15 protein-coding genes and 1 pseudogene are annotated in these 21,917 nt (G+C 53.9%); 5 read left to right on the top strand and 11 right to left on the bottom strand.

Annotated features, from left to right (window positions below; genetic code table 11):
• Window positions 1–521: 521 nt before the first annotated feature.
• From OM794_RS23340 to OM794_RS07290, 3 genes and pseudogenes are all read left to right on the top strand, one after another.
• A pseudogene (locus OM794_RS23340) lies at window positions 522–692 on the top strand (IS110 family transposase); the annotation flags it as partial.
• A 219-nt stretch (window positions 693–911) separates the two neighbouring features.
• On the top strand, window positions 912–1,019 hold the full coding sequence (locus OM794_RS23335) for a transposase (protein WP_413927727.1): 108 nt from the start codon (window positions 912–914) through the stop codon (window positions 1,017–1,019).
• A 98-nt stretch (window positions 1,020–1,117) separates the two neighbouring features.
• Complete coding sequence (locus OM794_RS07290) at window positions 1,118–1,267, top strand: hypothetical protein (protein WP_265154411.1); 150 nt, start codon at window positions 1,118–1,120, stop codon at window positions 1,265–1,267.
• Window positions 1,268–1,667: 400 nt separating this feature from the next.
• Here OM794_RS07290 and cysQ read toward each other — a convergent pair whose 3' ends face one another.
• From cysQ to OM794_RS07270, 4 genes are all read right to left on the bottom strand, one after another.
• Complete coding sequence (gene cysQ, locus OM794_RS07285) at window positions 1,668–2,441, bottom strand: 3'(2'),5'-bisphosphate nucleotidase CysQ (protein ID WP_226251487.1); 774 nt, start codon at window positions 2,439–2,441, stop codon at window positions 1,668–1,670.
• A 91-nt stretch (window positions 2,442–2,532) separates the two neighbouring features.
• The gene (gene cysN, locus OM794_RS07280; RefSeq protein WP_226251483.1) at window positions 2,533–4,437 is read right to left on the bottom strand and encodes a sulfate adenylyltransferase subunit CysN; all 1,905 of its coding nucleotides are present in this window, start codon (window positions 4,435–4,437) and stop codon (window positions 2,533–2,535) included.
• Window positions 4,437–5,339: a sulfate adenylyltransferase subunit CysD gene (cysD, locus tag OM794_RS07275; RefSeq protein ID WP_226251484.1), complete on the bottom strand. Its 903-nt coding sequence runs from the start codon at window positions 5,337–5,339 to the stop codon at window positions 4,437–4,439. Before cysD ends, cysN begins: the two co-directional genes overlap by 1 nt.
• Window positions 5,340–5,397: 58 nt before the next feature.
• Window positions 5,398–6,138 carry a helix-turn-helix domain-containing protein gene (locus tag OM794_RS07270; protein ID WP_226251485.1) on the bottom strand — a complete coding sequence of 247 codons (741 nt, stop codon included), beginning with the start codon at window positions 6,136–6,138 and terminating at the stop codon, window positions 5,398–5,400.
• A gap of 184 nt (window positions 6,139–6,322) precedes the next feature.
• Here OM794_RS07270 and OM794_RS07265 point away from each other — a divergent pair, with 184 nt between their 5' ends.
• Both OM794_RS07265 and OM794_RS07260 read left to right on the top strand, forming a co-directional pair.
• Window positions 6,323–8,050, top strand: coding sequence for an SLC13 family permease (locus OM794_RS07265; protein ID WP_226251486.1), 1,728 nt, complete (start codon window positions 6,323–6,325; stop codon window positions 8,048–8,050).
• Window positions 8,051–8,724: 674 nt separating this feature from the next.
• Entirely contained in the window at window positions 8,725–9,759 is a 1,035-nt protein-coding gene (locus OM794_RS07260) for an IS110 family transposase (RefSeq protein ID WP_226251500.1), read from the top strand.
• A gap of 1,109 nt (window positions 9,760–10,868) precedes the next feature.
• On the opposite strand, the gene pgm is transcribed toward OM794_RS07260, so the two are convergent.
• The 7 genes from pgm to OM794_RS07225 all read right to left on the bottom strand — a co-directional run bounded on the left by pgm (window position 10,869) and on the right by OM794_RS07225 (window position 21,842).
• Window positions 10,869–12,464 (bottom strand): phosphoglucomutase (alpha-D-glucose-1,6-bisphosphate-dependent), encoded by a 1,596-nt coding sequence (gene pgm, locus OM794_RS07255; protein WP_226251144.1) that lies wholly within the window; start codon window positions 12,462–12,464, stop codon window positions 10,869–10,871.
• A gap of 19 nt (window positions 12,465–12,483) precedes the next feature.
• The gene (locus tag OM794_RS07250) at window positions 12,484–13,545 is read right to left on the bottom strand and encodes a glycosyltransferase (RefSeq protein ID WP_226251143.1); all 1,062 of its coding nucleotides are present in this window, start codon (window positions 13,543–13,545) and stop codon (window positions 12,484–12,486) included.
• Window positions 13,546–13,860: 315 nt separating this feature from the next.
• Window positions 13,861–15,045, bottom strand: a complete 1,185-nt coding sequence (locus OM794_RS07245; protein ID WP_226251142.1) for a phosphotransferase — start codon at window positions 15,043–15,045, stop codon at window positions 13,861–13,863.
• Window positions 15,046–15,155: 110 nt separating this feature from the next.
• Complete coding sequence (locus OM794_RS07240) at window positions 15,156–17,399, bottom strand: glycosyltransferase family 2 protein (RefSeq protein WP_226251141.1); 2,244 nt, start codon at window positions 17,397–17,399, stop codon at window positions 15,156–15,158.
• Window positions 17,400–17,469: 70 nt separating this feature from the next.
• Window positions 17,470–18,396: a sulfotransferase family protein gene (locus OM794_RS07235; RefSeq protein ID WP_265154410.1), complete on the bottom strand. Its 927-nt coding sequence runs from the start codon at window positions 18,394–18,396 to the stop codon at window positions 17,470–17,472.
• Between the two features lie 289 nt (window positions 18,397–18,685).
• Window positions 18,686–19,285 (bottom strand): hypothetical protein, encoded by a 600-nt coding sequence (locus OM794_RS07230; RefSeq protein ID WP_226251139.1) that lies wholly within the window; start codon window positions 19,283–19,285, stop codon window positions 18,686–18,688.
• A gap of 40 nt (window positions 19,286–19,325) precedes the next feature.
• Window positions 19,326–21,842: a glycosyltransferase gene (locus tag OM794_RS07225; RefSeq protein ID WP_226251138.1), complete on the bottom strand. Its 2,517-nt coding sequence runs from the start codon at window positions 21,840–21,842 to the stop codon at window positions 19,326–19,328.
• Window positions 21,843–21,917 lie beyond the last annotated feature (75 nt).

Raw genomic sequence — 21,917 nt, 5'->3', positions numbered from 1 at the left:
ACGCGAGATTGAGTAGCGCGTGGTAAGCGAAGCGCACCCGCGGGAGCAGCGCGCAGCGGTGCCGGAGTTTGGCTCGTGTGGGCAGTGTGGGTTGGTTGCCCTTGGGCGTCGTGCCGACGCCTTTCGCGGGTGCCTACGAACGCTCGCTGAGCTCGCGTTCTTCGTTACCCAATGGGATGGACTCCTCCTCACCCTACTCCGGCGTCAGTGCGCCATACTGGTAGGTGGTTGGAAAACTATCAGCTTGAGAGTCAGGAGAAGCCCATATGAACATTAGCCGAGTTGGTGTGGATATCGCAAAGTCTGTCTTTCACGTACATGGCGTTGACCGGCATGAGAAGCCTCAATGGCGGGGTAAATATTCCCGGGCCAAGTGGTTGGAAGCTATCTGCGCCGTGTGCCCCAAGGGGCTGTCATCGGCATGGAAGCCTGTGCGTCTGCCCACTACTGGGCACGTGAACTTCAAGCGCGTGGTTACCAGGTCAAGCTGATCGCCGCCCACCTGTGAAGCCTACGTTAAAACGAATAAAAATGATCGGGCAGATGCTGAAGCGATTTGTGAAGCATTAGGCCGTCCTACGATGCGCTTCGTGGCCGTAAAAACCGTTGATCAACAGGACTGCCAAGCCACCCACCGGATCCGTGAAGAGCTGATTAGCCAGCGCACGGCGAAGGCCAATCAAATCCGTGGCCTCGTCGGTGAGTATGGCTTACTGCACCCACCGGTATCCAGCAGTTGGCTGGCGGGCGCTGCCTCTTTGGCTGGAGGATGCCACCAATGGCTCAGTGACCGCTTTCGCTGCCTTCTGGCCGACTTAGCGGATGACCTCCGTTATTTAGACGAGCGCGTTGCGCAATTAACGTCTGCCATTGAAACGCACGCCAACACTGACCCCGTCGCCAAACGCTTAATGACCCTGCGCGGCATTGGCCCCATCACCGCCAGTGCCTTATCGGGTGTGCTGGGTGACGGCGCTATTTACAAGCGAGGACGCGACTTTGCCGCCTCGTTAGGCTGACCCCGCGTCAACACAGCACGGGCGACGAGAGCGCCTGCTGGGGATTAGTAGCGTGGCAACAGTTATCTACGAAAGCTATGGTACATGGCGCACGAGCGGTGCTGCGTTTTGCCGTCAGGCAAGAAGACGGGCTTAGTCAGTGGATCAAGCATCTTGCCGTGCGCAAACATCGTAACGTGGCGATTGTGGCGCTAGCCAACAAGACAGCGCGTATGGCGGGCCGTCACGCGTTACGAGGTGCCGTATAACCCTGAGTTATTGCCGCGGCGTAAGCAGGCGACGTGGTCAGAAACATTTAACCAGTGTTCTACCACCCCGATTGCAACACCACAGAGAGATGGCGAACTGGTCGAACCGACGCCGGGCCATACCGTGTAGCGCGTAGAGCATGAAAGCTCGTTTACCCTGCGGGTACCCGGCGTGCGAATAGCCCATTAAGGTCCGATGCCCACACGTTAGGCATCTTTTACGAGACCGGATATACGCTAGCAGTCGACCGTGCCGCTATGACCTTTTGTGCTTGCAAGCGAGGAGGAGTCCATATACGCGCTACTCAATCACGCAGGCACATGACGGTGGGGATTCCAAGGGCATGTGCACGTTATGCATATAGAAGGTTGGCAAAACAAAAAACGGTGGCGCTTTGGCTTAATGCCCCCACACCACAAAATAGGGATTGAGCTTTTCGCTGGGGTTGGCGTAGCTAAGCGGGGTGCCTTCCAGGGTTTCTACGCGACCGCCTGCTTCGAGCACTACCGCATGGGCGGCGCCGGTGTCCCATAGGCAGGTGGGCCCCAAGCGGGGGTAGGCATCGGCAAAACCTTCGGCAATGATGCACAGCTTTAACGAACTGCCCATGGGCAGCATGGTGTGCTCACCCAACTTTTCCAGCCAAGCGGCCAAATCAGGACTGGGGTGCGAACGGCTCCCCACTACCCGCCAGGTAACGCCCGCTTTCGGCTTGCCTGCCACGGAAATAGCCTTGCGGCTTCCATCCGCTTCAACCTTAAACGCGCCCAGCCCCCGCGCGGCAACGTAACCCACCTCTAGCGCAGGCGCGGTCACCACGCCGAGCACGGGCTTACCGTTTTCAATCAAAGCAATATTGACGGTGAATTCACCGTTACGCTTGATGAACTCTTTGGTGCCATCAAGCGGGTCGACCAACCAATAGCGGCCCTCTGCATCGGCACCGGAAAACCCCTCAATATCCTCTTCCGAGAGGATCGGAAACTGCACCGGAAGCGCCTTCAGGCCGCGAACAATAACGTTGTGCGCCGCTTTATCAGCCTCGGTTAACGGGCTTTTATCTTCCTTCTCTTCCACGCTGAACTCGCGGGCATAAACGCTCATAATCGCATCGCCCGCTTCACGAGCGATACCTTCAACGGCATCCAGCAGGGCTTGATCAATAACAGACATTGGGTTTGCAGACATAGCTTTTTTCCTTGCATAAAAAAAGCTGCCAAGCAGCGGCCAACCTCGCCACCACCTGACAGCTAGCGCATTCAAATCAACTGATCATTCCGCGTTCGCGCAGTGCCGCAATTACGGCGTCGGCCGCTGCTTCCGCGTCCATTTCGGATGTTTTCAAATGCACATCCGGCGCTTCAGGTGCTTCATAGACAGAATCAATGCCAGTAAAGTTCTTCAGCTCACCACGGCGGGCCTTTTTATACAGGCCTTTCGGATCGCGCGCCTCAACGACATCCAGCGGTGCATCGACAAAAATTTCGATGAACTCACCCGCTTCCAACAAATCCCGCGCCAACTGGCGCTCGCTGCGGAAAGGCGAGATAAACGCCGACATCACAATCAACCCGGCATCCACCATTAACTTGGCGGTTTCCGCCACTCGACGCACATTTTCAACGCGGTCAGCATCGGTAAAGCCTAAATCACGGTTCAAGCCGTGGCGCACATTATCACCATCCAGCAGGTAGGTGTGCTGGCCATGGGCGAAGAGCTTCTTCTCAACCAGGTTAGCAATGGTCGATTTACCGGCCCCGGAAAGCCCGGTGAACCACAGCACGGCTGGCTTCTGGCCTTTTGCCAGCGCACGCGCCTGCTTATCAATATCCACATGTTGCATATGGATATTCTGACTACGCCGTAAGGCGAAGTGGAGCATGCCTGCGCCAACCGTATTGTTGGTCATACGGTCGATCAGAATAAAGCCGCCGGTATCGTGGTTGTCTTTGTAAGCATCAAAGGCAACCGAGCGATTAAGGCTCAAGGTACAAATACCAATACCGTTCAGATCAAGCTGCTTACTCGCCGTGTGCTCCAGGGTATTGACGTTGACCTGATACTTGATATCAGTGACAGTCGCCGACACCGTTTGGGTGCCCAGCTTCATCAAGTAAGGGCGGCCCGGCAGTAGCGGCGCTTCATGCATCCACACCAGCGTGGTTTCAAACTGGTCGGCGGTGTGGGCTGGCTGGTCAACACCGGAAATTACATCGCCGCGGGAGATGTCGATTTCATCTTCCAACAGCAGCGTAATCGACTGACCAGCAACGGCCTCGTCCAAGTCACCATCCAAGGTATAAATCCGCGAGACAGTGCTGGTTTTGCCAGAAGGCTGAACACGGATTTGGTCACCGGGGCGCACAACACCGCTAGCCACCATGCCAGTAAAACCACGGAAATCCAGATTGGGGCGGTTCACCCACTGCACGGGCATACGGAAAGGCGAACGCTGAAGGTGTTCCGCATCCAGCTCAACGGTTTCCAGGTAGCCCAGCAGCGTTGTGCCGTGGTACCACGGCATTTTGGCGCTGTGCTCAATGACGTTGTCGCCCTTCAGCGCCGACATGGGAATGAAGGTGATGTTCTCCAGCCCCAGTTGCTTGGCGAAAGCGCGGTACTCTTCAGCAATCTGATCAAAACGCGCTTTGGAGTAGTCGACCAAATCCATCTTATTAATGGCTACCACCACGTGGCGCATGCCCATTAACGACATTAAAAAGCTATGACGACGGGTTTGGGTCAAAATGCCGTGGCGGGCATCGACCATCAGGATAGCCGCATCAGCCGTGGAAGCCCCGGTTACCATGTTGCGAGTGTACTGCTCGTGCCCTGGGGTATCCGCCACGATAAACTTGCGCTTCTCGGTCGAGAAAAAGCGATACGCCACATCGATGGTAATGCCCTGCTCGCGCTCTGCGGCCAAACCATCTACCAGTAGCGCAAAATCCATCTCGCCGCCCTGGGTACCGTATTTTTTCGAATCAGCTTCAATCGAAGCCAACTGGTCTTCGAACAGCAACTTGGACTCAAATAGCAAGCGGCCAATCAGGGTACTTTTACCGTCGTCGACGCTGCCGCAGGTAATAAAACGCAGCAAGCCCTTATGCTCGTGGGCTTTCAGGTAGCCTTCGATATCGTCAGCAATCAGGTCAGATGAGTGAGACATTAAAAATACCCCTCTTGCTTCTTCTTCTCCATGGATGCCGCGCTATCGCTATCAATCACCCGGCCCTGGCGTTCCGATGTTTTGGTCAATAGCATTTCTTGAATAATGGCAGGTAAGGTATCCGCTTCTGACTCAACCGCACCGGTGAGCGGGTAGCAGCCCAGGGTACGGAAACGTACTTTACGCATCATGGGCACTTCACCCGGCTCTAACGGCATGCGCTCGTCATCGACCATGATAAGCGCGCCATCGCGCTCCACCACCGGTCGTTCGGCCGCATAATAGAGCGGGACAATGGGGATATTTTGCAGATAGATGTACTGCCAGATATCCAGCTCGGTCCAGTTGGAGATGGGAAATACGCGAATCGACTCTTTACCATTCTTACGGGTGTTATAGAGCTTCCAAAGCTCGGGGCGCTGATTTTTCGGATCCCAGCGGTGCTGGGCGGTGCGGAACGAGAAAATACGCTCCTTGGCGCGGGACTTTTCTTCATCACGCCGGGCACCACCGAAAGCCGCATCAAAGCCGTACTTATCCAACGCCTGCTTTAAGCCTTCGGTCTTCATGATGTCGGTATGAATCGCCGACCCGTGGGTAAACGGATTGATATCTTTCTCAACCCCCTCCGGGTTGATATGCACCAGCAGATCCATACCAATATCTTCCGCCATATTGTCGCGGAACTCATACATGGCGCGGAACTTCCAGCGGGTATCGACGTGCAGCAGCGGGAACGGCGGCGGCGAAGGTGCAAAGGCTTTACGAGCCAGGTGCAGCATGACCGCGGAATCCTTACCAACGGAATAAAGCATTACCGGGTTTTCAGTCTCGGCAACCACTTCGCGCATGATCTGAATGCTTTCCGCTTCCAGTCGCTGTAAATGGGTGAGTGATGTCATCATCTGTCCCAACAATTGTGTGAAAAAACGTAGCGTGAAAAAAATTTGCTCTCAAGTGCTAGGAAGCCAAGCCCATATCGGCCGGTACCGGCACTAACCAAAACATCGTTTGTTGCGCCAACCAAGCCGTTACTGGCGGGCTGGCTGAAAACCAAGCGCCATGAAATACCAAGGCGACTGGCGTCTTACTTTCTTCACTCTTGCCTATGAGCGCCTGCATAGCGGCCAGATAGTCATCGGCCAAGGGTGGGCGCTTAAAACAGCGCATCCACAACCGGCCACGCGGGCCATGCAAATAGAGCTGATAAACCGGACGCTGTGGATGCGCCACCCTCCGCACTCCGCCCTGCCAACGCTGGTCAGCGTCTTTCAAACTGTCAAACAGCGGCGCTACGGCCTGCCGATACCACCGCCCCCGCTGGGAGCGCTGCTTAGCCAATGCGCTTAACGGCCAAGGCTCATGCTTCAAGCCTTGGTTTTCCCACCAGTGCTCAATGCCACGCTGAGTCAACTCGACGCCATGCGCATCGCGTAAATAATCCGCAAGATCTGCGCTGCTCCAGCCTGGCTGTTGAGCGGGTGGCTGTTCATATAGCGCCTCCCACAACCGCTGCTGAATAGCGGCATCGAGCACATTGGCCTGTCCTTTTAAACGGCCACGGGGGCGCACTGGCACTGCCGCCCAGCCACCCTCACGGAACGCCTTCCAGGCCGCAGAAACGGTCGGAGCAGAAAGCCCGGTTTGCTGGCTTGCCAATGCAACAGTCAAGCCATCCAAACGGAGCTTTACGGCTTGCATACGGCGTTCATTGAGTCTTTCAGGCGATAAATGTTTAATACTCAAAATTAAAGCTAACCACCTGTATTAAATATATTTTTCAAGAAGTTTCGTATCGAAAACCGGCAATCATTAGACACCATCATAAAAGCCTGCGTAAAATCCAGCAAGTGAACCATGAAGTTAACGTTTTTAAGGACCCACCATGACCCCCTGGGCCGTTCTGCTTTCTATTACGATTTTATTGGCACTGTTAATCAGCGGGCGCGTAAAACCCGCCATCGCCTTTGTCACCCTAGCCGCCGTTTTTTTGCTACTCGGGTTTGTGGACACCGCCAACCTGCTCACCCAATACACCAACCCAGCGCTCGCCACGCTTTTGCTCTTGCTGCTGGTATCGCTAGCGCTTGAACGCTCGCCGCTGCTGGACTGGCTATCTCGCCATTTGTTAAAGGGCCACCCGCGGCTTGCGACGGCACGCTTAATGGGCAGTACGGCGGTACTTTCCGCTTTTTTGAATAACACTGCCGTGGTAGCTGCCTTTCTTGGCGCTATTTCGCGCCAGCAGCGTATCGCGCCATCCCGGCTATTAATCCCGCTCTCTTACGCCTCCATCCTGGGCGGTATTACCACTCTGGTAGGCACGTCCACCAACCTGGTGGTGAACTCGTTTAACTTAAGCGCCAGTGGTAGCGAGCTGGGCATGTTCCAGTTCAGCTTAGTGGGTATTCCCGTGGCGCTGGTGACCCTCAGCGTTCTAATGTGGCGCGCAAACACTCTGCCGCACCACCAACTCGAAGACACCAGCGAAAAGCTCTCCTACTTTCTGGCTGCAGACCTGGAGCCCGACTCGCCGATGATCGGCAAAACCATCGAAGAGAACGGCCTGCGCAGCCTGGAAGGGCTCTACTTGCTGGAAATAGAGCGTAAAGGACGGCTGATTAGCCCCGTCGCGCCGGATGAGCAACTGATGGCCAATGACACCCTGGTTTTCACGGGTGAAGTCGGCAAGGTACAAGCCCTGCAGCGTTTTCCCGGGCTGCAGCTGTTTGGCCATCAAGCCGATAACCTGTTAGCGACGAACTTGGTAGAGGTGGTGATTTCCCACGAATCCGAGCTTTCAGGTAAAACCCTGCAGGATGTGGATTTTCGCAGTATGTTCAGTGCCGGGGTGGTGGGTATACGACGGGGAGAAAAACGTTTGGAGGGGCAGTTGGGGAAAATCCCGCTGCGCGTGGGGGACTGTTTGCTGTTAGCGGTAAGCGCTGATTTCCGGCAGCACCGCAACCTAGACCGCAACTTCCACTTACTGAGCGGCAGTTTCACTCGGCCGCAGTTGAGCAACAAGGAAAGCCTGTTCACCGTAGGCGGGTTTGCAGTAGTGATCGCCCTGGCCACCGCTAACCTGCTCCCCCTGTTCCATGGGCTGCTGATACTGCTGGGGGGGTTGCTGCTGCTGAAAGTGATCAGCCTGGCGGAGCTGCGCCGCCGCTTCCCCTTTGAGCTATGGCTGATTATTGGTTCAGCGTTAGCGATTGCCCAAGCGTTGGAAAACTCAGGGGCGGCAGGCTTGTTAGCCAGCGGCATGCAGGGGCTGTTCAGCGGCTACGGTATCTATGCCGCATTTGTGGGTTGTTACCTACTAACGCTGTTACTCACAGAAACCGTGACCAACAATGCCGCTGCCGCATTGGCCTTTCCCGTTGCCTGGAGCACCGCCCACGCCTTTGGTGCCGACCCACTGCCGTTTGTCATGGCCGTAGCGTATGGCGCCAGCGCCTGCTTTTTAATCCCGTTTGGTTACCAAACTCACCTAATGGTCTATTCGCCCGGCCGCTACCGCATCACGGATTTCTTAAAGATTGGCTTGCCGGTCAGCGTGACTTATTCAGCAGCGGTACTGCTGATTACGCCACTGGTGTTTCCTTTTTAGGTGAAGGGTGAAGGGTGAAGGGTGAAGGGTGAGGGGTGAATCGTGAATCGTGAATCGTGAATCGTGAATCGTGAATCGTGAATCGTGAATCGTGAATCGTGAATCGCCAGGAGTATAGGTCTCGTAGCGCGTGGTAACGAGAAAGCGAGTTCAGCGAGCGTTCGTAGGCACCCGCGGGAGGCGGCGGAACGACGCCCTGTGGCAACCAACCATCATCGCCTACACGAACCTAACCCCGGCACCGCTGCGCGCTGCTCCCGCGGGTGCGCCGTAGGCTTACCACGCGCTACTCAATCTCGCGTGCACATGACGGTGGGGATTCCAAGGGTGTGTGCACACCATCACGCAGGCACATGCAGGTGGGGATGCCAAGGGTGTGTGCACATCATCACGCCACCGAAATCGAGTGGGTGCACCTGTAGCGCGTGGTAACGAAGAGCGCGAGTTCAGCGAGCGTTCGTAGGCACCCGCGGGAGGCGGCGGGACGACGCCCACTGGCAACCAACCTACACTGCCCACACGAACCTAACCCCGGCACCGCTGCGCGCTGCTCCCGCGGGTGCGCCGTAGGCTTACCCAATGGGATGGACTCCTCCTCACCCTACTCCGGCGTCAGTGCGCCATACTGGTAGGTGGTTGGAAAACTATCAGCTTGAGAGTCAGGAGAAGCCCATATGAACATTAGCCGAGTTGGTGTGGATATCGCAAAGTCTGTCTTTCACGTACATGGCGTTGACCGGCATGAGAAGCCTCAATGGCGGGGTAAATATTCCCGGGCCAAGTGGTTGGAAGCTATCTCGCGCCGTGTGCCCCAAGGGGCTGTCATCGGCATGGAAGCCTGTGCGTCTGCCCACTACTGGGCACGTGAACTTCAAGCGCGTGGTTACCAGGTCAAGCTGATCGCCGCCCAATTCGTGAAGCCTTACGTTAAAACGAATAAAAATGATCGGGCAGATGCTGAAGCGATTTGTGAAGCATTAGGCCGTCCTACGATGCGCTTCGTGGCCGTAAAAACCGTTGATCAACAGGACTGCCAAGCCACCCACCGGATCCGTGAAGAGCTGATTAGCCAGCGCACGGCGAAGGCCAATCAAATCCGTGGCCTCGTCGGTGAGTATGGGTTTACTGCACCCACCGGTATCCAGCAGTTACGGCGGGCGCTGCCTCTTTGGCTGGAGGATGCCACCAATGGGCTCAGTGACCGCTTTCGCTGCCTTCTGGCCGACTTAGCGGATGACCTCCGTTATTTAGACGAGCGCGTTGCGCAATTAACGTCTGCCATTGAAACGCACGCCAACACTGACCCCGTCGCCAAACGCTTAATGACCCTGCGCGGCATTGGCCCCATCACCGCCAGTGCCTTATCGGGTGTGCTGGGTGACGGCGCTATTTACAAGCGAGGACGCGACTTTGCCGCCTCGTTAGGGCTGACCCCGCGTCAACACAGCACGGGCGGACGAGAGCGCCTGTTGGGGATTAGTAAGCGTGGCAACAGTTATCTACGAAAGCTGTTGGTACATGGCGCACGAGCGGTGCTGCGTTTTGCCGTCAGGCAAGAAGACGGGCTTAGTCAGTGGATCAAGCATCTTGCCGTGCGCAAACATCGTAACGTGGCGATTGTGGCGCTAGCCAACAAGACAGCGCGTATGGCGTGGGCCGTCACGCGTTACGAGGTGCCGTATAACCCTGAGTTGGCTGCCGCGGCGTAAGCAGGCGACGTGGTCAGAAACATTTAACCAGTGTTCCCACCACCCCGATTGCAACACCACAAGAGAGATGGCGAACTGGTCGAACCGACGCCGGGCCATACCGTGTAGCGCGTAGAGCATGAAAGCTCGTTTACCCTGCGGGTACCCGGCGTGCGAATAGCCCATTAAGGTCCGATGCCCACACGTTAGGCATCTTTTACGAGACCGGATATACGCTAGCAGTCGACCGTGCCGCTATGACCTTTTGTGCTTGCAAGCGAGGAGGAGTCCATATACGCGCTACTCAATCTCGCGTGCACATGACGGTGGGGATTCCAAGGGTGTGTGCACACCATCACGCAGGCACATGCAGGTGGGGATGCCAAGGGAGTGTGCACGTCATCACACCACCGAAATCGAGTGGGTGCACCCGTAGCGCGTGGTAACGAAGAGCGCGAGTTCAGCGAGCGTTCGTAGGCACCCGCGGGAGGCGGCGGAACGACGCCCACTGGCAACCAACCTACACTGCCCACACGAACCTAACCCCGGCACCGCTTCGCGCTGCTCCCGCGGGTGCGCCGTAGGCTTACCACGCGCTACTCAATCTCGCGTGCACATGACGGTGGGATGCCAAGGGTGTGTGCACACCATCACGCAGGCACATGCAGGTGGGGATGCCAAGGGTGTGTGCACGCCATCACATCACCGAAATCGAGTGGGTGCACCCGTAGCGCGTGGTAACGAAGAGCGCGAGTTCAACGAGCGTTCGTAGGCACCCGCGGGAGGCGGCGGAACGACGCCCCGTGGCACTCAACCAACTCCGCCTGCACGAGCCAACCCCGGCACCGCTGCGCGCTGCTCCCGCGGGTGCGCCGTAGGCTTACCACGCGCTACTCAATCTCACGTGCACATGACGGTGGGGATTCCAAGGGAGTGTGCACACCATCACGCAGGCACATGCAGGTGGGGATGCCAAGGGAGTGTGCACGCCATCACATCACCGAAATCGAGTGGGTGCACCCGTAGCGCGTGGTAACGAAGAGCGCGAGTTCAGCGAGCGTTCGTAGGCACCCGCGGGAGGCGGCGGAACGACGCCCAACGGCAAGGAATCCAGACACCACCGTGCGCCACTACCCCTTCAACACCCCTGCCAATAGCCCCTTGGCATTCTCAATCAGTTCATCCAGATGCTGTTCGCCTTTGAAACTCTCGGCATACACCTTGTAAAGCGATTCTGTGCCGCTTGGGCGGGCAGCGAACCAACCGTTGTCGGTGGTGACTTTTATGCCACCGATAGCAGCACCATTGCCGGGTGCGGCGACCAGCACGGCAGTGATCGCATCACCTGCCAGGGTTTTCTCGGTGACGCTCTCAGCACTGAGATTTTTAAACGCCGCTTTCTCTTCCGGTGAACAAGCGGTATCAACACGCTTATAGAAAGGCTCGCCAAAACGTTCAGTGAGCGTGCGGTAATACTCGCTAGGCGTTTTGCCGGTGACCGCCATAATCTCTGCCGCCAACAAACACAGCACAATGCCGTCTTTATCGGTGGACCACGCCTTACCGTCGCGGGTCAGCAAACTAGCGCCGGCGCTCTCTTCACCGCCAAAGGCCAACCAGCCTTCATGCAGGCCATCGACAAACCACTTAAAGCCTACCGGCACTTCATAAAGCTCACGCTGGTGCGAGGCCACGACCCGGTCAATCATGGAAGACGAGACTAACGTCTTCCCCACCTTCAGCTCAGCCGACCACTCTGGGCGGTGGGTCATCAGGTAGTCGATGCACACTGCTAAAAAATGATTGGGATTCATCAAGCCGTTGGCATCGACAATACCGTGGCGATCGGCATCAGGGTCATTGCCAAAGGCGATATCGAAACGGTCTTTAATATTAAGCAGATTGGCCATCGCCGCAGAGCTTGAGCAGTCCATACGGATTTTGCCATCGTGATCTGGCGGCATAAACGCAAACTCAGGGTCAACCGCGGTGTTTACCACATCAAGGTTCAAGCTATAGTGCGCCGCGACCGCCTGCCATACCGGTAGAGCGGTGCCGCCCATGGGATCAGCACCTAGCCTCAGGTTCGCCTTCTGAATAGCGGCAATATCAATTACGTTGCCTAGCTGCGACACGTAGTGCGCCGTGTAATCGTACTCTTGCGCGTGTGCAATCGCCTCTTCAACCGGAACAAGGGGTACATCTTCTAACTGTCGCAGTAGGTAAGCATTGGCGCGCAACTCGATCCAACCGGTCGCGTCGGTATCCGCAGGGCCGCCATGATGCGGATTGTATTTAATACCGCCGTCTTCAGGAGGATTATGCGAAGGCGTAATGATTAAACCATCTGCCAGGGCCGCATCAGGTACAGCCTGACCGTCAGGGCAGTTATGCTGCAAAATCGCGCGGCTGACCAGTGGCGTCGCGGTGAAGCCGTGATCTTTCTCGACAAATACCGGCACCTTGTTGGCAGCCAATACCTGCAGTGCACACTCCCAGGCAGGACGAGAAAGTGCGTGGGTATCAAAACCTAAAAACAGCGGGCCTTTATAGCCTGCTTCAAGGCGGTAATCGACAACGGCCTGTGTAATAGCGAAGATATGAGATGCATTAAATGTACGCTCAGTTGCCCTGCCGCGATGGCCAGAAGTGCCAAACGAAACCCGCTCGCTGACAACCGAGGCACTTGGCTTTTCTTGATAAAAAGCGTTAACAATAGATTCCATGATTCTCTCCCTGCTCATGTTACTGCGACAAAGCATCGCTGCGTTGTAGCCAGAACTGCACGGTGGCTTCTACACCACCTACCCTTTTTGCATCAACAGCGGCTTGTTTAGCCATCCGCGCAGCGGCTTCGGGGTTTTCTAATAAATGCTCTAAAGCGCTTCGCCATTCAATGGGCGTATCATTGACCAGTAAACCGTTTTCGCCGTGGCGTACCACCTCTGTATAGGGGTAACGGTTTGAATAAATGCCCACCCCGCCCATGGCGGCAATATCTAAAAACTTTATAAATGATTTGCCACGATTGAACGGGGTATCTAACAGCGGAGCCAAGCCTATATGGCAGCGGCGCTCTCGCTGATAGACCTTAAACGACTCCCACGGCAAAGGGGAAGGCGCTTGTACGCGTGGCAGTGCGATGAGGTTTTCTGGGGTATGCTGCCCCAGCATTATCTCTACCTGGGTATCCATACGCTGCGACTGCATTTGCTGTATGGCGGGGGCAATATGTTGGAGGTCTGTTAAATGCGCCCGCGTACCGTAAAAGCCAATATTCCAATTAGCGGAGGAAGATAGCGGTATTGCGAAATGCTCAAAGGATGGGAGAGGCGCAGTAAGGGGCGGCGTGAGCACTTGAACATTGGCGTGATCACTCAAAAAGCAGCGGGCCAACTGCTCACTAGAAGCCACCACCTCATTAGCCAACGCCAGCAGCCGAGGCTGGTTTTTAGCGATACGCGCCATCCGCTTTCGGTAGGCGGCAGGTAATGTGGGGTCATTGGCTGCCGCCGTAATATCATCATCAATTAAATAAGCGATATAGCCAAAGGCGTTGCGATGACGCTTCAACCAACGCAGCCAGCTTAGCGGCAGCGAGCGGCAAAGCAGCAGATTGGCGCCTGCATAGCGTTTAAGCAGAGCGCGGCCATGCAACTCGCTAGCCCCAAAGAAACGAGAAACGGCTACCCGCTCAACCGCAATTCCCCGCAGGCGCAACTCAGGCGCCGCAGACGCCAGGAAATAAATATCCTCGGTAGGCCGCGCGCCATCGCTAAGAACAACCCAACCAACCTCACCACTCACGACAAATCCCTTTTAACGATGGTTCTGTTCCTGGCTTAACAACCCCGGCACCGCTTCGCGCTACTTTCGCGCCGGGCCGCCGCTGCGGGTGCGCCGTAGGCTTACCACGCGCTATTCAATCACGCGTGCACTTGAATATGGGGATTCCAAGGGGGTGTGCACGTAATCACACCATCGAAATCGAGTGAGTGCACATACCGTAGCGCGTGGTAACGAATCTCGCGAGGCACGAGCGTATGAGGCACCCGCGGGAGGCGGCGCCAGCCGCCCAATGGCACTCAACCAGCCCCGGCACCGCTGCGCGCAGTGGCAGGGTTATTGGCTTGTATGAGAGCGCCGTTTGAACTGTTCATACAACGTATAGATACGGTCACGCAGCAAGGCTGCTTCTTTCGAATGCATAAAGTGAGCAACGTCCAAACACTGGAACAGATAGGTGAACACCAAGGTACCCAGCTGCTGATCCACTCTTTTTAAAGCCAACGGTTCTACTTCACCCCAGGGTAGCCCCCGCAACAAAAGCGCAGCATCGAACCCTAACGGCAAATACGCCCATCGATCCCAGTCAACAAGCGCCACCTGCTGGCGCGGAGCATCAATGAGAACGTTATTACGATGCAGATCTCCGTGCGACAAGACGCGTGGCAAGCGTGCGGTAACCCGCATCAAAAAGATAAAAAAGGACAATTCAAGCTTGCTACCCCCACCTCGTAATGCCTGAAAGAACACCGATGGGAATAATCTATGCAATAAGCTTTTAAAACGGCTTGAATGGCGCTTTAAAACGCTGCGCCTTTCTTCACCAGCTTGCTGAAGCGTAAGAAGCTGCGCCATGACTAAAGGCACCCAAGCTTCCCAGCCTCTGCCCACCTTATCCAGTGTAATACCTGGCTGAAAAGCAAATATCTGTATCACATGCCTGTCTTGAGAGATCGCATCCAATAAAGGCGGTGCGGCTATCCGGCTAGGCGTTATCACCTTGTCATAAAGCTGCTTCACGTTTGAATGTGCCGTCGGCTCCACATCAAAACGCGCCATGACAGGCGCCTGGTTAGCAACATTAAGCACAGCGCCAGCCATTTGCCGCTCTGCCGACAACCCAAACAAGGGTTTAAACCTCTCTACCGACAACTGATCAGGGAGCCTAGCAAGTGCTTTATACTCTGCGTGGTGATGAGAGATAGCCATAGGTAGCCAATCGCTTTGTTCGGGGTGCTTATAGAGCCATGGGCTATTCCGTAATGACACCCCTTTGTCCGTTACAACCCGGACGATATCCCCGTGCTTCAGCGCCAACTGGCCACGAAAACCCACGTTGCCGCTCAACGAATGCCCAGCCTTTTTCACATCCGCTCGCTGGCGGTCACAAAGCAGACGACAACGTGCTCGTCCATTGACCAAAACAGTCACGTACGGCGCCAAGCTCCAGCCACTAATCGCATCCTCACTGACTTGATCGACAAAACCGGGTACGGTCGGCTTTTTTATTGCTTTTAGCATAAACGTATTACTTGAATATCCAGTGAAGTTAGTCCTTTAGTGCAGCACAGTTTCTGATAAGCACCTATTTTTAGGAGCGCCTTCAGTTTTGTATCTAGATATTCAAGCGTTTATCGCAACGAAAAATCCTCATGTACAAGGGTAAGGTTGGGGTTATAGGCAGGATCGCAATCTAACCGCTCGCCCCATGTAGCCCGCATATACGTGACTTCTTTGGAGGCACGCGAACGCTTCTTCGAATTATCATCCGCACCCCGAGAAATAGACTCATGGTGGTAAAGCTCAGCGTAGGGCGTCCACAGGTTACGGTACCCGGCTTCACGCACTTTCAAACAAAAATCGACATCGTTAAAGGCAACGGTCAGCTCGTTTTCATTTAGCCCGTTCACCTGCTCGAAGACAGACTTGCGCACCAACAAACAGGCAGCGGTAACCGCCGACATATTCTGAACCAAATGCAAACGCGTGAAATAGCCACTTGCATTACGGGTAAAGTATTTGTGTGCATGGCCCGCCACCCCACCAATACCCAGAATTACCCCTGCGTGTTGAATCGTATCATTGGGGTAATACAGCTTAGCCCCTACACAGCCAATTTCAGGGCGGCAAACTTGGCTGACCATCTCCCCCAACCATTCAGGGTTGATCGGCTCAATATCGTTATTTACTAAGCCAATAATTTCGCCCTTAGCATGTTGGGCACCGAAATTATTGATAGCGGAGTAGTTAAACGGCTCTGACCAGAGCAATACACGCACCCTCTCATCGCGCTTTGCCACGGCTTCCATATACGCCAGGGTTTCAGAGCACGTGCTGCCATTATCCAGAATCAACAGTTCAAAATTTTGGTAGTCCGTACGATCTAAAATCGCATCAACGCAAGGCTTTAAAATCTCTACCCGATCCCGGGTAGGAATCAATAAGCTAACCAATGGCGCCGCGGCAGGAATGGGCCAGCATACGCGATACGTGTTGGGGTAATGGCCATGCTCAACCATTGCCCCCCGGTGATGCTTCTCTACATGGCTAGCCACCGCCTTAAGGCCCGCCTCAGCGGTGTAGTCTTTTTGGGTACTGTTCATCGCTGTGGAGCCTTTCGTAGCGCGCCAGTGATAAAGCACCTTGGGAATATGAACAATACGGTCTGCGGAGATTTCCGCCGTTACCCGGAGCACCAAGTCGTGATCCTGGCTGCCCTCATACCCCTCACGAAAGCCCCCCACCTGGCGCACCAGCTCAGTACGATATACACCCAAGTGGGAGATATAGTTTTGCCCCAATAGCAGGTCAGGATTCCAGGCAGGCTTGAAGTGAGGATCAAACCGCTCACCGCGATCATTTAGCTTATCTTCATCACTATACAGCAGCGCCGCATTAGGCTTTTCCTGTAGCGCAACGACCACTTGATACAAGGCATCTTCATTGAGAGTGTCGTCGTGATCAAGCAGCGCTGTAAACTCACCCTTTGCGATTTCCAACGCACTGTTACTGGCCGCACAAATATGCCCGTTACGCTCTCGCATCACCACTTCAATGCGAGGGTCTAACTCGGCATAACGGTTTAAAACCTTATGCACCCGAGGGTCGGTAGAGGCGTCGTCTGCCAGGCAGAGCTGCCAATGGGGGTACGACTGCGCTACCACTGAATCAATACAGGCACTTAATAACTCAGGTGCTGGATTATAAACAGGCACAACAATCGAAATCAGCGGTTGGTATTCCGCCTGCGTTAAAAATTGCCGAACCTCCTCTCTGCTTGGCAATACCTGATTGTCCAACCACTCTTGATAACTCTTGCCGGCACTCATGCGCTCAAACGTGGCGTTATATTGCGCCATGGCCAGGGTACGCCAGTGAACTCCCTTCTCATGAGCCTGCTGCTTTAACGAGGGAACTACTTCTCTTTTCTCCCGCCCCCGCCAACGGTGGTGCATCCGCGTTAAGCGTTGTGCCAAGCGGTCATGGGCGAACCAAGGGGTTAACCACACAAAGCGCAGGTGACGAATGGTGAACAGCCCTTCTGACTCGAGCGGATCAAAGCGAATTGCCTTCACACCCCAGGGCATCCAGAACAGGCGCTTTGTGATACGGCCAAGCTTTAAGGGCAAGTAAACACTCGACTCCTCCTCAAAACCGTTGCCTAAATCAAAGTATAGCTTAACCGCTGCACTGGGCTGGTTGTGGGCAATATCCGCCTCAAGCATTTGCCAACCGGGAAGCGGCAGCGCCTCAGTTTGCTCAAACTGAGGGTCGATATCAGATGCCAGCCACTCAAAACTACCGCCCTCTTCACCGACTAAAGGGCGCAGGCCACTTTTTGGCTTAACGCGTAAATTTCGTACAAACAAGTTCACTCGACCTTTATCCATGTGTAATTAAACGTAAGCCATGCACAGAAAAACTTTCCTTCACCAACATACACGACTAAACCGTGTAGCGGCCGATGACCTGTCCAGTGCTTGCTACCACGCACTCGACGCTGTCGTTCTTTTTTAAAGGTTTAGAAAACTTATGATGGAAGCCAACATACCCTTTGCGGGGCAGTGACAACTGCAGCATGCCGGGGCGAATCTCCTTGGCAAAGGTTCGCACCTCCTCATGGCCATTCACATAAATGGCGACTTCGACAGGTTCTTCCGTATCAGCATACCAGGCCCAACCACGCACCATACCAGGTTTGCTATCCTGCAATGCTGCGTGTGTGTAGGGTTTTCCTTCATCAAATAGCTGGGTACGCTGCTGAAATAATTTTTCCGCATGTTCATAAAAGCGCAAGTCGTCAGCATTCAAATCCCTGATTTCAGCCAGCGTTTCATCGTCTAACTCATAGGAAGCCTGTTGATCGCTGCGGCCTTGATTGAGCTGTACCGACTTAACTGCCAACCCATAGCGTGAGTTTATTTCTACCAGGCTGCGCTCGTACGCTTCGGTTAAGCCAATAAAGCCCAGTGCCTCAAGCGGCACACGGTTCAGCATGCGTGACTGTCGATTAATCGCATGGCTTTGGGTATAAAAAGTACGCAAATCTTTCTTATAAGAATTATTTCGCACATGGTGGTGATATTCCGACACCACACGCTGAACAGGGTCGCGCACGAAAGCGACGGTATTGGTAACGCCTAATAAATGAACATACTTGATAGCAGGGACATGCCCACTCAAAAATAGCTTACCTGAAGCGGAAAGTTGGGAATCCAGCCCCACATAATCGTCTTTTTGATACACCCACTCCTTGACCAGCTCGGAGGTTTCCTTCATATCCGGGTAGTAGTCATAAAGGACTTTATCTTCGCCAAAATAGGCTTCACACGCCTTACGAAAGCTTGTGCCTGCCGTTTTAGGTATGTGCACAAAAAAACAGCTGACATAGTAGTACCTTAAGAAAACAATTTAACAATCAAACGTGACAAAACGGCCTCGCTAGGCAAGAGCGGTGCGCCCCTGAGTAGCTTATTACCCGTACTGCTTTGTTACCTGCACATACAGTTAACCGCACTCCATCGCTTGCACATGGGTACACTGACGCCAAACAGCGTAAAAAATTCCTTTATCTAACCGCCTCTAATGAAATCCTAATTTTAAATTATTTTTTGCATACTACTATCAGCAGCGGTCGTTTAAAGGGGGCTTGATAGCGGGTTTATAGTGGAAACACTTTACGACCTTCATTTCTACCGAAAAGTGAATAGTGGACAAGCGGATTCATCTGATTCTGATACACATCGGGGGATTCAAGGTAATACGCTACTGAGTTGAACAGCGGGCCTGGGTGTCGGCCTTCAAAGCCACCAAACAGAAGGTAATGCATGGCCGGATCTTCAGCATAACCGCTGTCTTTGATGTCTGGATAAGTTTCCAGATACCACTGGGCATCAAAAAACTCAGAATCACGTACCGTTTGAATATGGCCTACTAAACGCTCGCGCTCTTCCGATAATACTTTTAGCGGCACAAAACCTGCCAAACGCTGCTCGGGGTACGGCTCTTCACTAATTAACGCGTCTTTAAAAGCCTGTTCGTTTGAACTATCACCCGCAGTGCTCTGTACCGAAGGCCCATCTTGAGCTGTCTGGCCCGTCATTTTACCCTCTAGCGCCTCTAAGGTCTGCCGTAGCTTCCCCATTGACTCAGCTAAAGAGCCTTGGCGCGCCTGTAGCTCGGCCAGTGCTTGCTCATCTCTTTCCAACTGTGCTTTACAGCTTTCAACTTGTTGTTTTAAAAAAGCAATATGCTCAGACATTTAAGTGCCCTTCTCTAGTATATCGAAAGTAGAAATGTGTCTATTCAGGTATCAGGTTGATCGAAGTACTTTCAATCGCAGTACTTTCAATCGAAGTACTTGCAAAATAGAGTTTTTGATACTTCGCCGCCATATGACGCGTGGTGCCCGTTTCTTGCATTTGACGTTGCACCTCGGGTATTAGCAGCAGCTTTTCTTGCAGCTGGGACACCACCAAATCATACAATCTATTTGAGTGCTGCAGCGTATGCATATCAACCACCCATCCCGCGCCGGAGACTGCAACACGGTCTTGCAGAGTGGGAAAATCACTGACGAGAACTGGCAAGCCGAGCGCCCAGAGCTCTGTTAGCGTATGGCTCCAGGTCTCGTTCCAGATCGAAATCACCGCACCTGCATGGGGGTTAATATCAGCGACTAGTGCGGCAAGTTCATCGCGCTGGTAACTACCATGAAGAGTAATGCCAGGCTGCTCAGCAAGCTCGGTATCTCCCAATATATGGAAATGCAGTGATTGGCCTCTATCCTGATCCGCTAGCTGTTGAATTAGCTGGCTGCCTTTTGCCTCATTAATATGGCCTAACACTAAAATTCTGAGGGCTTCGCCCTGCTGGTAAGGCGCTGCCAATTGATAAAAACGCGAAAAATCCCGGCCGTGAGGAATGATATGGAAATTCTCAGCCGGTAACTTTAAAAGCGGCAGTAGCGTCTCTTTCACACTGGCATGGGTTGTCACAAATTGATCACAGTAAGGGACTACTTTTTCAACAAACTGCTCTCGCCAATGGTACACCCAGTGATGTTTCAAGGCAGGCAACACCGGCTGCTGGCCAGCCGCCTGCCATAGCTCCGGTTGGCAAGTGCCCTTAGTGTTAGTGCACTGCCCGGCACAATAAACGTTATTTTCATCAAGTAGCTTCACGGTGGGGCAAGCCGCGTAAAAATCGTGAAACGACTTAATTACTCTCACACCCTCGACTTGCGCCAGGCGTGGTAAATTGAGTGAGTGCCACGCCAGATGGCGGATATGCATAACCGCAAAATCATACGCTGCCAACCAGCGCTGAATTACTCGGTCGTACTCATGCGACACGTGAGTCAATGGCTCTACAGGCTCTGAAAGCATGTGTTGATGAACGAGGGTATCAGGGCCAAACGCCGCCACACGATAAAGCCGCATTGTTTGCGAATCACAATGAAGCAGCCAAGGCTCAATGTTTGAACCTAGCGCACGCATTAAATCACGATTAGTTTGTGGGGTTCCTCCGGTTAAGGTAGAAATAACAAACAACACACGAGGAACAACAGGGTCGTGCTGCTCAACCGCAGACAACGCCTTTCGGGCTAAGTACCTTGCTGCCAAAATACTCGGGCTTTGCGAAAATACCGAAATCGCCAGGGAATAATCAGGATAGCGTTGATCAATCACCGCACGCCCAGCATCCATCAAGGCTATTTTTTGCTCACCAAAACTTTGGTTACGCTCATGGAAAACATAGGTTCGGTCATCAATCACATTAAGCCAACCAGCAGCCCTGGCACGCATACAGAAATCGTTCTCTTCACCGTAACCACGGGGAAACGCTTCCGCATCAAAAGCGCCCAGCAACGATAACACCGCGCGGCGAATATAGAGACAAAAGCCATTTCCCGTAGGTACCGAAGGGTACAACCCTAGCGAGTGCCGACGAAACGCGACGGCATAATCAGCTTCTGAGGTTCCAGCAGGTAGCGGATTATCATTACCGATCGTGGGGGCTGAAAATGCACCCGCACGATCGGACATAGGTGTCACAGTCGCAATTAACGGGTCGCTGGCAACGGCTCTCTGCAACCCCTCTACCCACCTGGGAGTCACACGGGCATCCGAGTTGAGCAAAATAACATCACGCTCACCGGCTAACTCAATACCGCGATTAATGGTACGTGTGTATCCCAAATTATCCGTATTATGGTGAACATGATAATGAGCGGGTAGCGATACAGAGTCCAAAAAATGACGAACGCCGGGATCTGTGCTGGCATCATTAATCAGCAGCACCTCAACACTGGGTCGGGTATATTGCAGTAACCGTTCAACGCAGCACTTCACATCATCAAGTGCGTTAAATATAGGCACAATGACACTAACAGGGGCATGATCCCCTTGCGGGAATCGATGATTAGGAAGAGATGGCCCCAACCTTTCACCAATAGCAACATCATCAAAGCGCACGCCATTTTCAAAACGCAGGCTTAGTGTTGTACTAACAGTTAACAAGGCGGGGGCTATTTGAAAGCTGAACCCACCTAGCCCTTCTGAGTAACCGGCCTGCTTCAGGTCTGGGCGCGGCCTATCATTTTTGATCGTTAAATAAAGCTCATTATCAAGGTACACATAACAATCAAATACTTTGCCAATGCTGGATTTATCAACATACCAACCTGATACATAACCGCCGTTGGTGGCATCAATATTTCCCTGCACTCTGTCGTTATCGGCAATAGCTAGAGAGGTTCCCACGCCTTTTTTAGAGGCAGCAGGCGGCGCGTGAATACGACGCTGGGCAACAGCCATATTGAACTGAGCGACCTTGGTTAGCTCGCTGTCACTCAACTCAGGATTTTCCGCAAGCACTGCCCTGTAGAGCCG

It is taken from the genome of Halomonas sp. BDJS001 (assembly GCF_026104355.1).
GTDB lineage: Bacteria > Pseudomonadota > Gammaproteobacteria > Pseudomonadales > Halomonadaceae > Vreelandella.
Note: the sequence above shows the minus strand (reverse complement) of the source record. Positions and strands in the feature narration are given on the sequence as shown.

What these genes read in the sequence shown, in the direction of transcription:
- OM794_RS23335 (WP_413927727.1), top strand. Translation starts at nt 912, where the DNA reads ATGACCCTGCGCGGCATTGGCCCCATCACCGCCAGTGCCTTATCGGGT.
- cysQ (WP_226251487.1), bottom strand. Translation starts at nt 2,441, where the DNA reads ATGTCTGTTATTGATCAAGCCCTGCTGGATGCCGTTGAAGGTATCGCT.
- cysN (WP_226251483.1), bottom strand. Translation starts at nt 4,437, where the DNA reads ATGTCTCACTCATCTGACCTGATTGCTGACGATATCGAAGGCTACCTG.
- cysD (WP_226251484.1), bottom strand. Translation starts at nt 5,339, where the DNA reads ATGACATCACTCACCCATTTACAGCGACTGGAAGCGGAAAGCATTCAG.
- OM794_RS07270 (WP_226251485.1), bottom strand. Translation starts at nt 6,138, where the DNA reads ATGCAAGCCGTAAAGCTCCGTTTGGATGGCTTGACTGTTGCATTGGCA.
- OM794_RS07265 (WP_226251486.1), top strand. Translation starts at nt 6,323, where the DNA reads ATGACCCCCTGGGCCGTTCTGCTTTCTATTACGATTTTATTGGCACTG.
- OM794_RS07260 (WP_226251500.1), top strand. Translation starts at nt 8,725, where the DNA reads ATGAACATTAGCCGAGTTGGTGTGGATATCGCAAAGTCTGTCTTTCAC.
- pgm (WP_226251144.1), bottom strand. Translation starts at nt 12,464, where the DNA reads ATGGAATCTATTGTTAACGCTTTTTATCAAGAAAAGCCAAGTGCCTCG.
- OM794_RS07245 (WP_226251142.1), bottom strand. Translation starts at nt 15,045, where the DNA reads ATGCTAAAAGCAATAAAAAAGCCGACCGTACCCGGTTTTGTCGATCAA.
- OM794_RS07230 (WP_226251139.1), bottom strand. Translation starts at nt 19,285, where the DNA reads ATGTCTGAGCATATTGCTTTTTTAAAACAACAAGTTGAAAGCTGTAAA.
- OM794_RS07225 (WP_226251138.1), bottom strand. Translation starts at nt 21,842, where the DNA reads ATGGCTGTTGCCCAGCGTCGTATTCACGCGCCGCCTGCTGCCTCTAAA.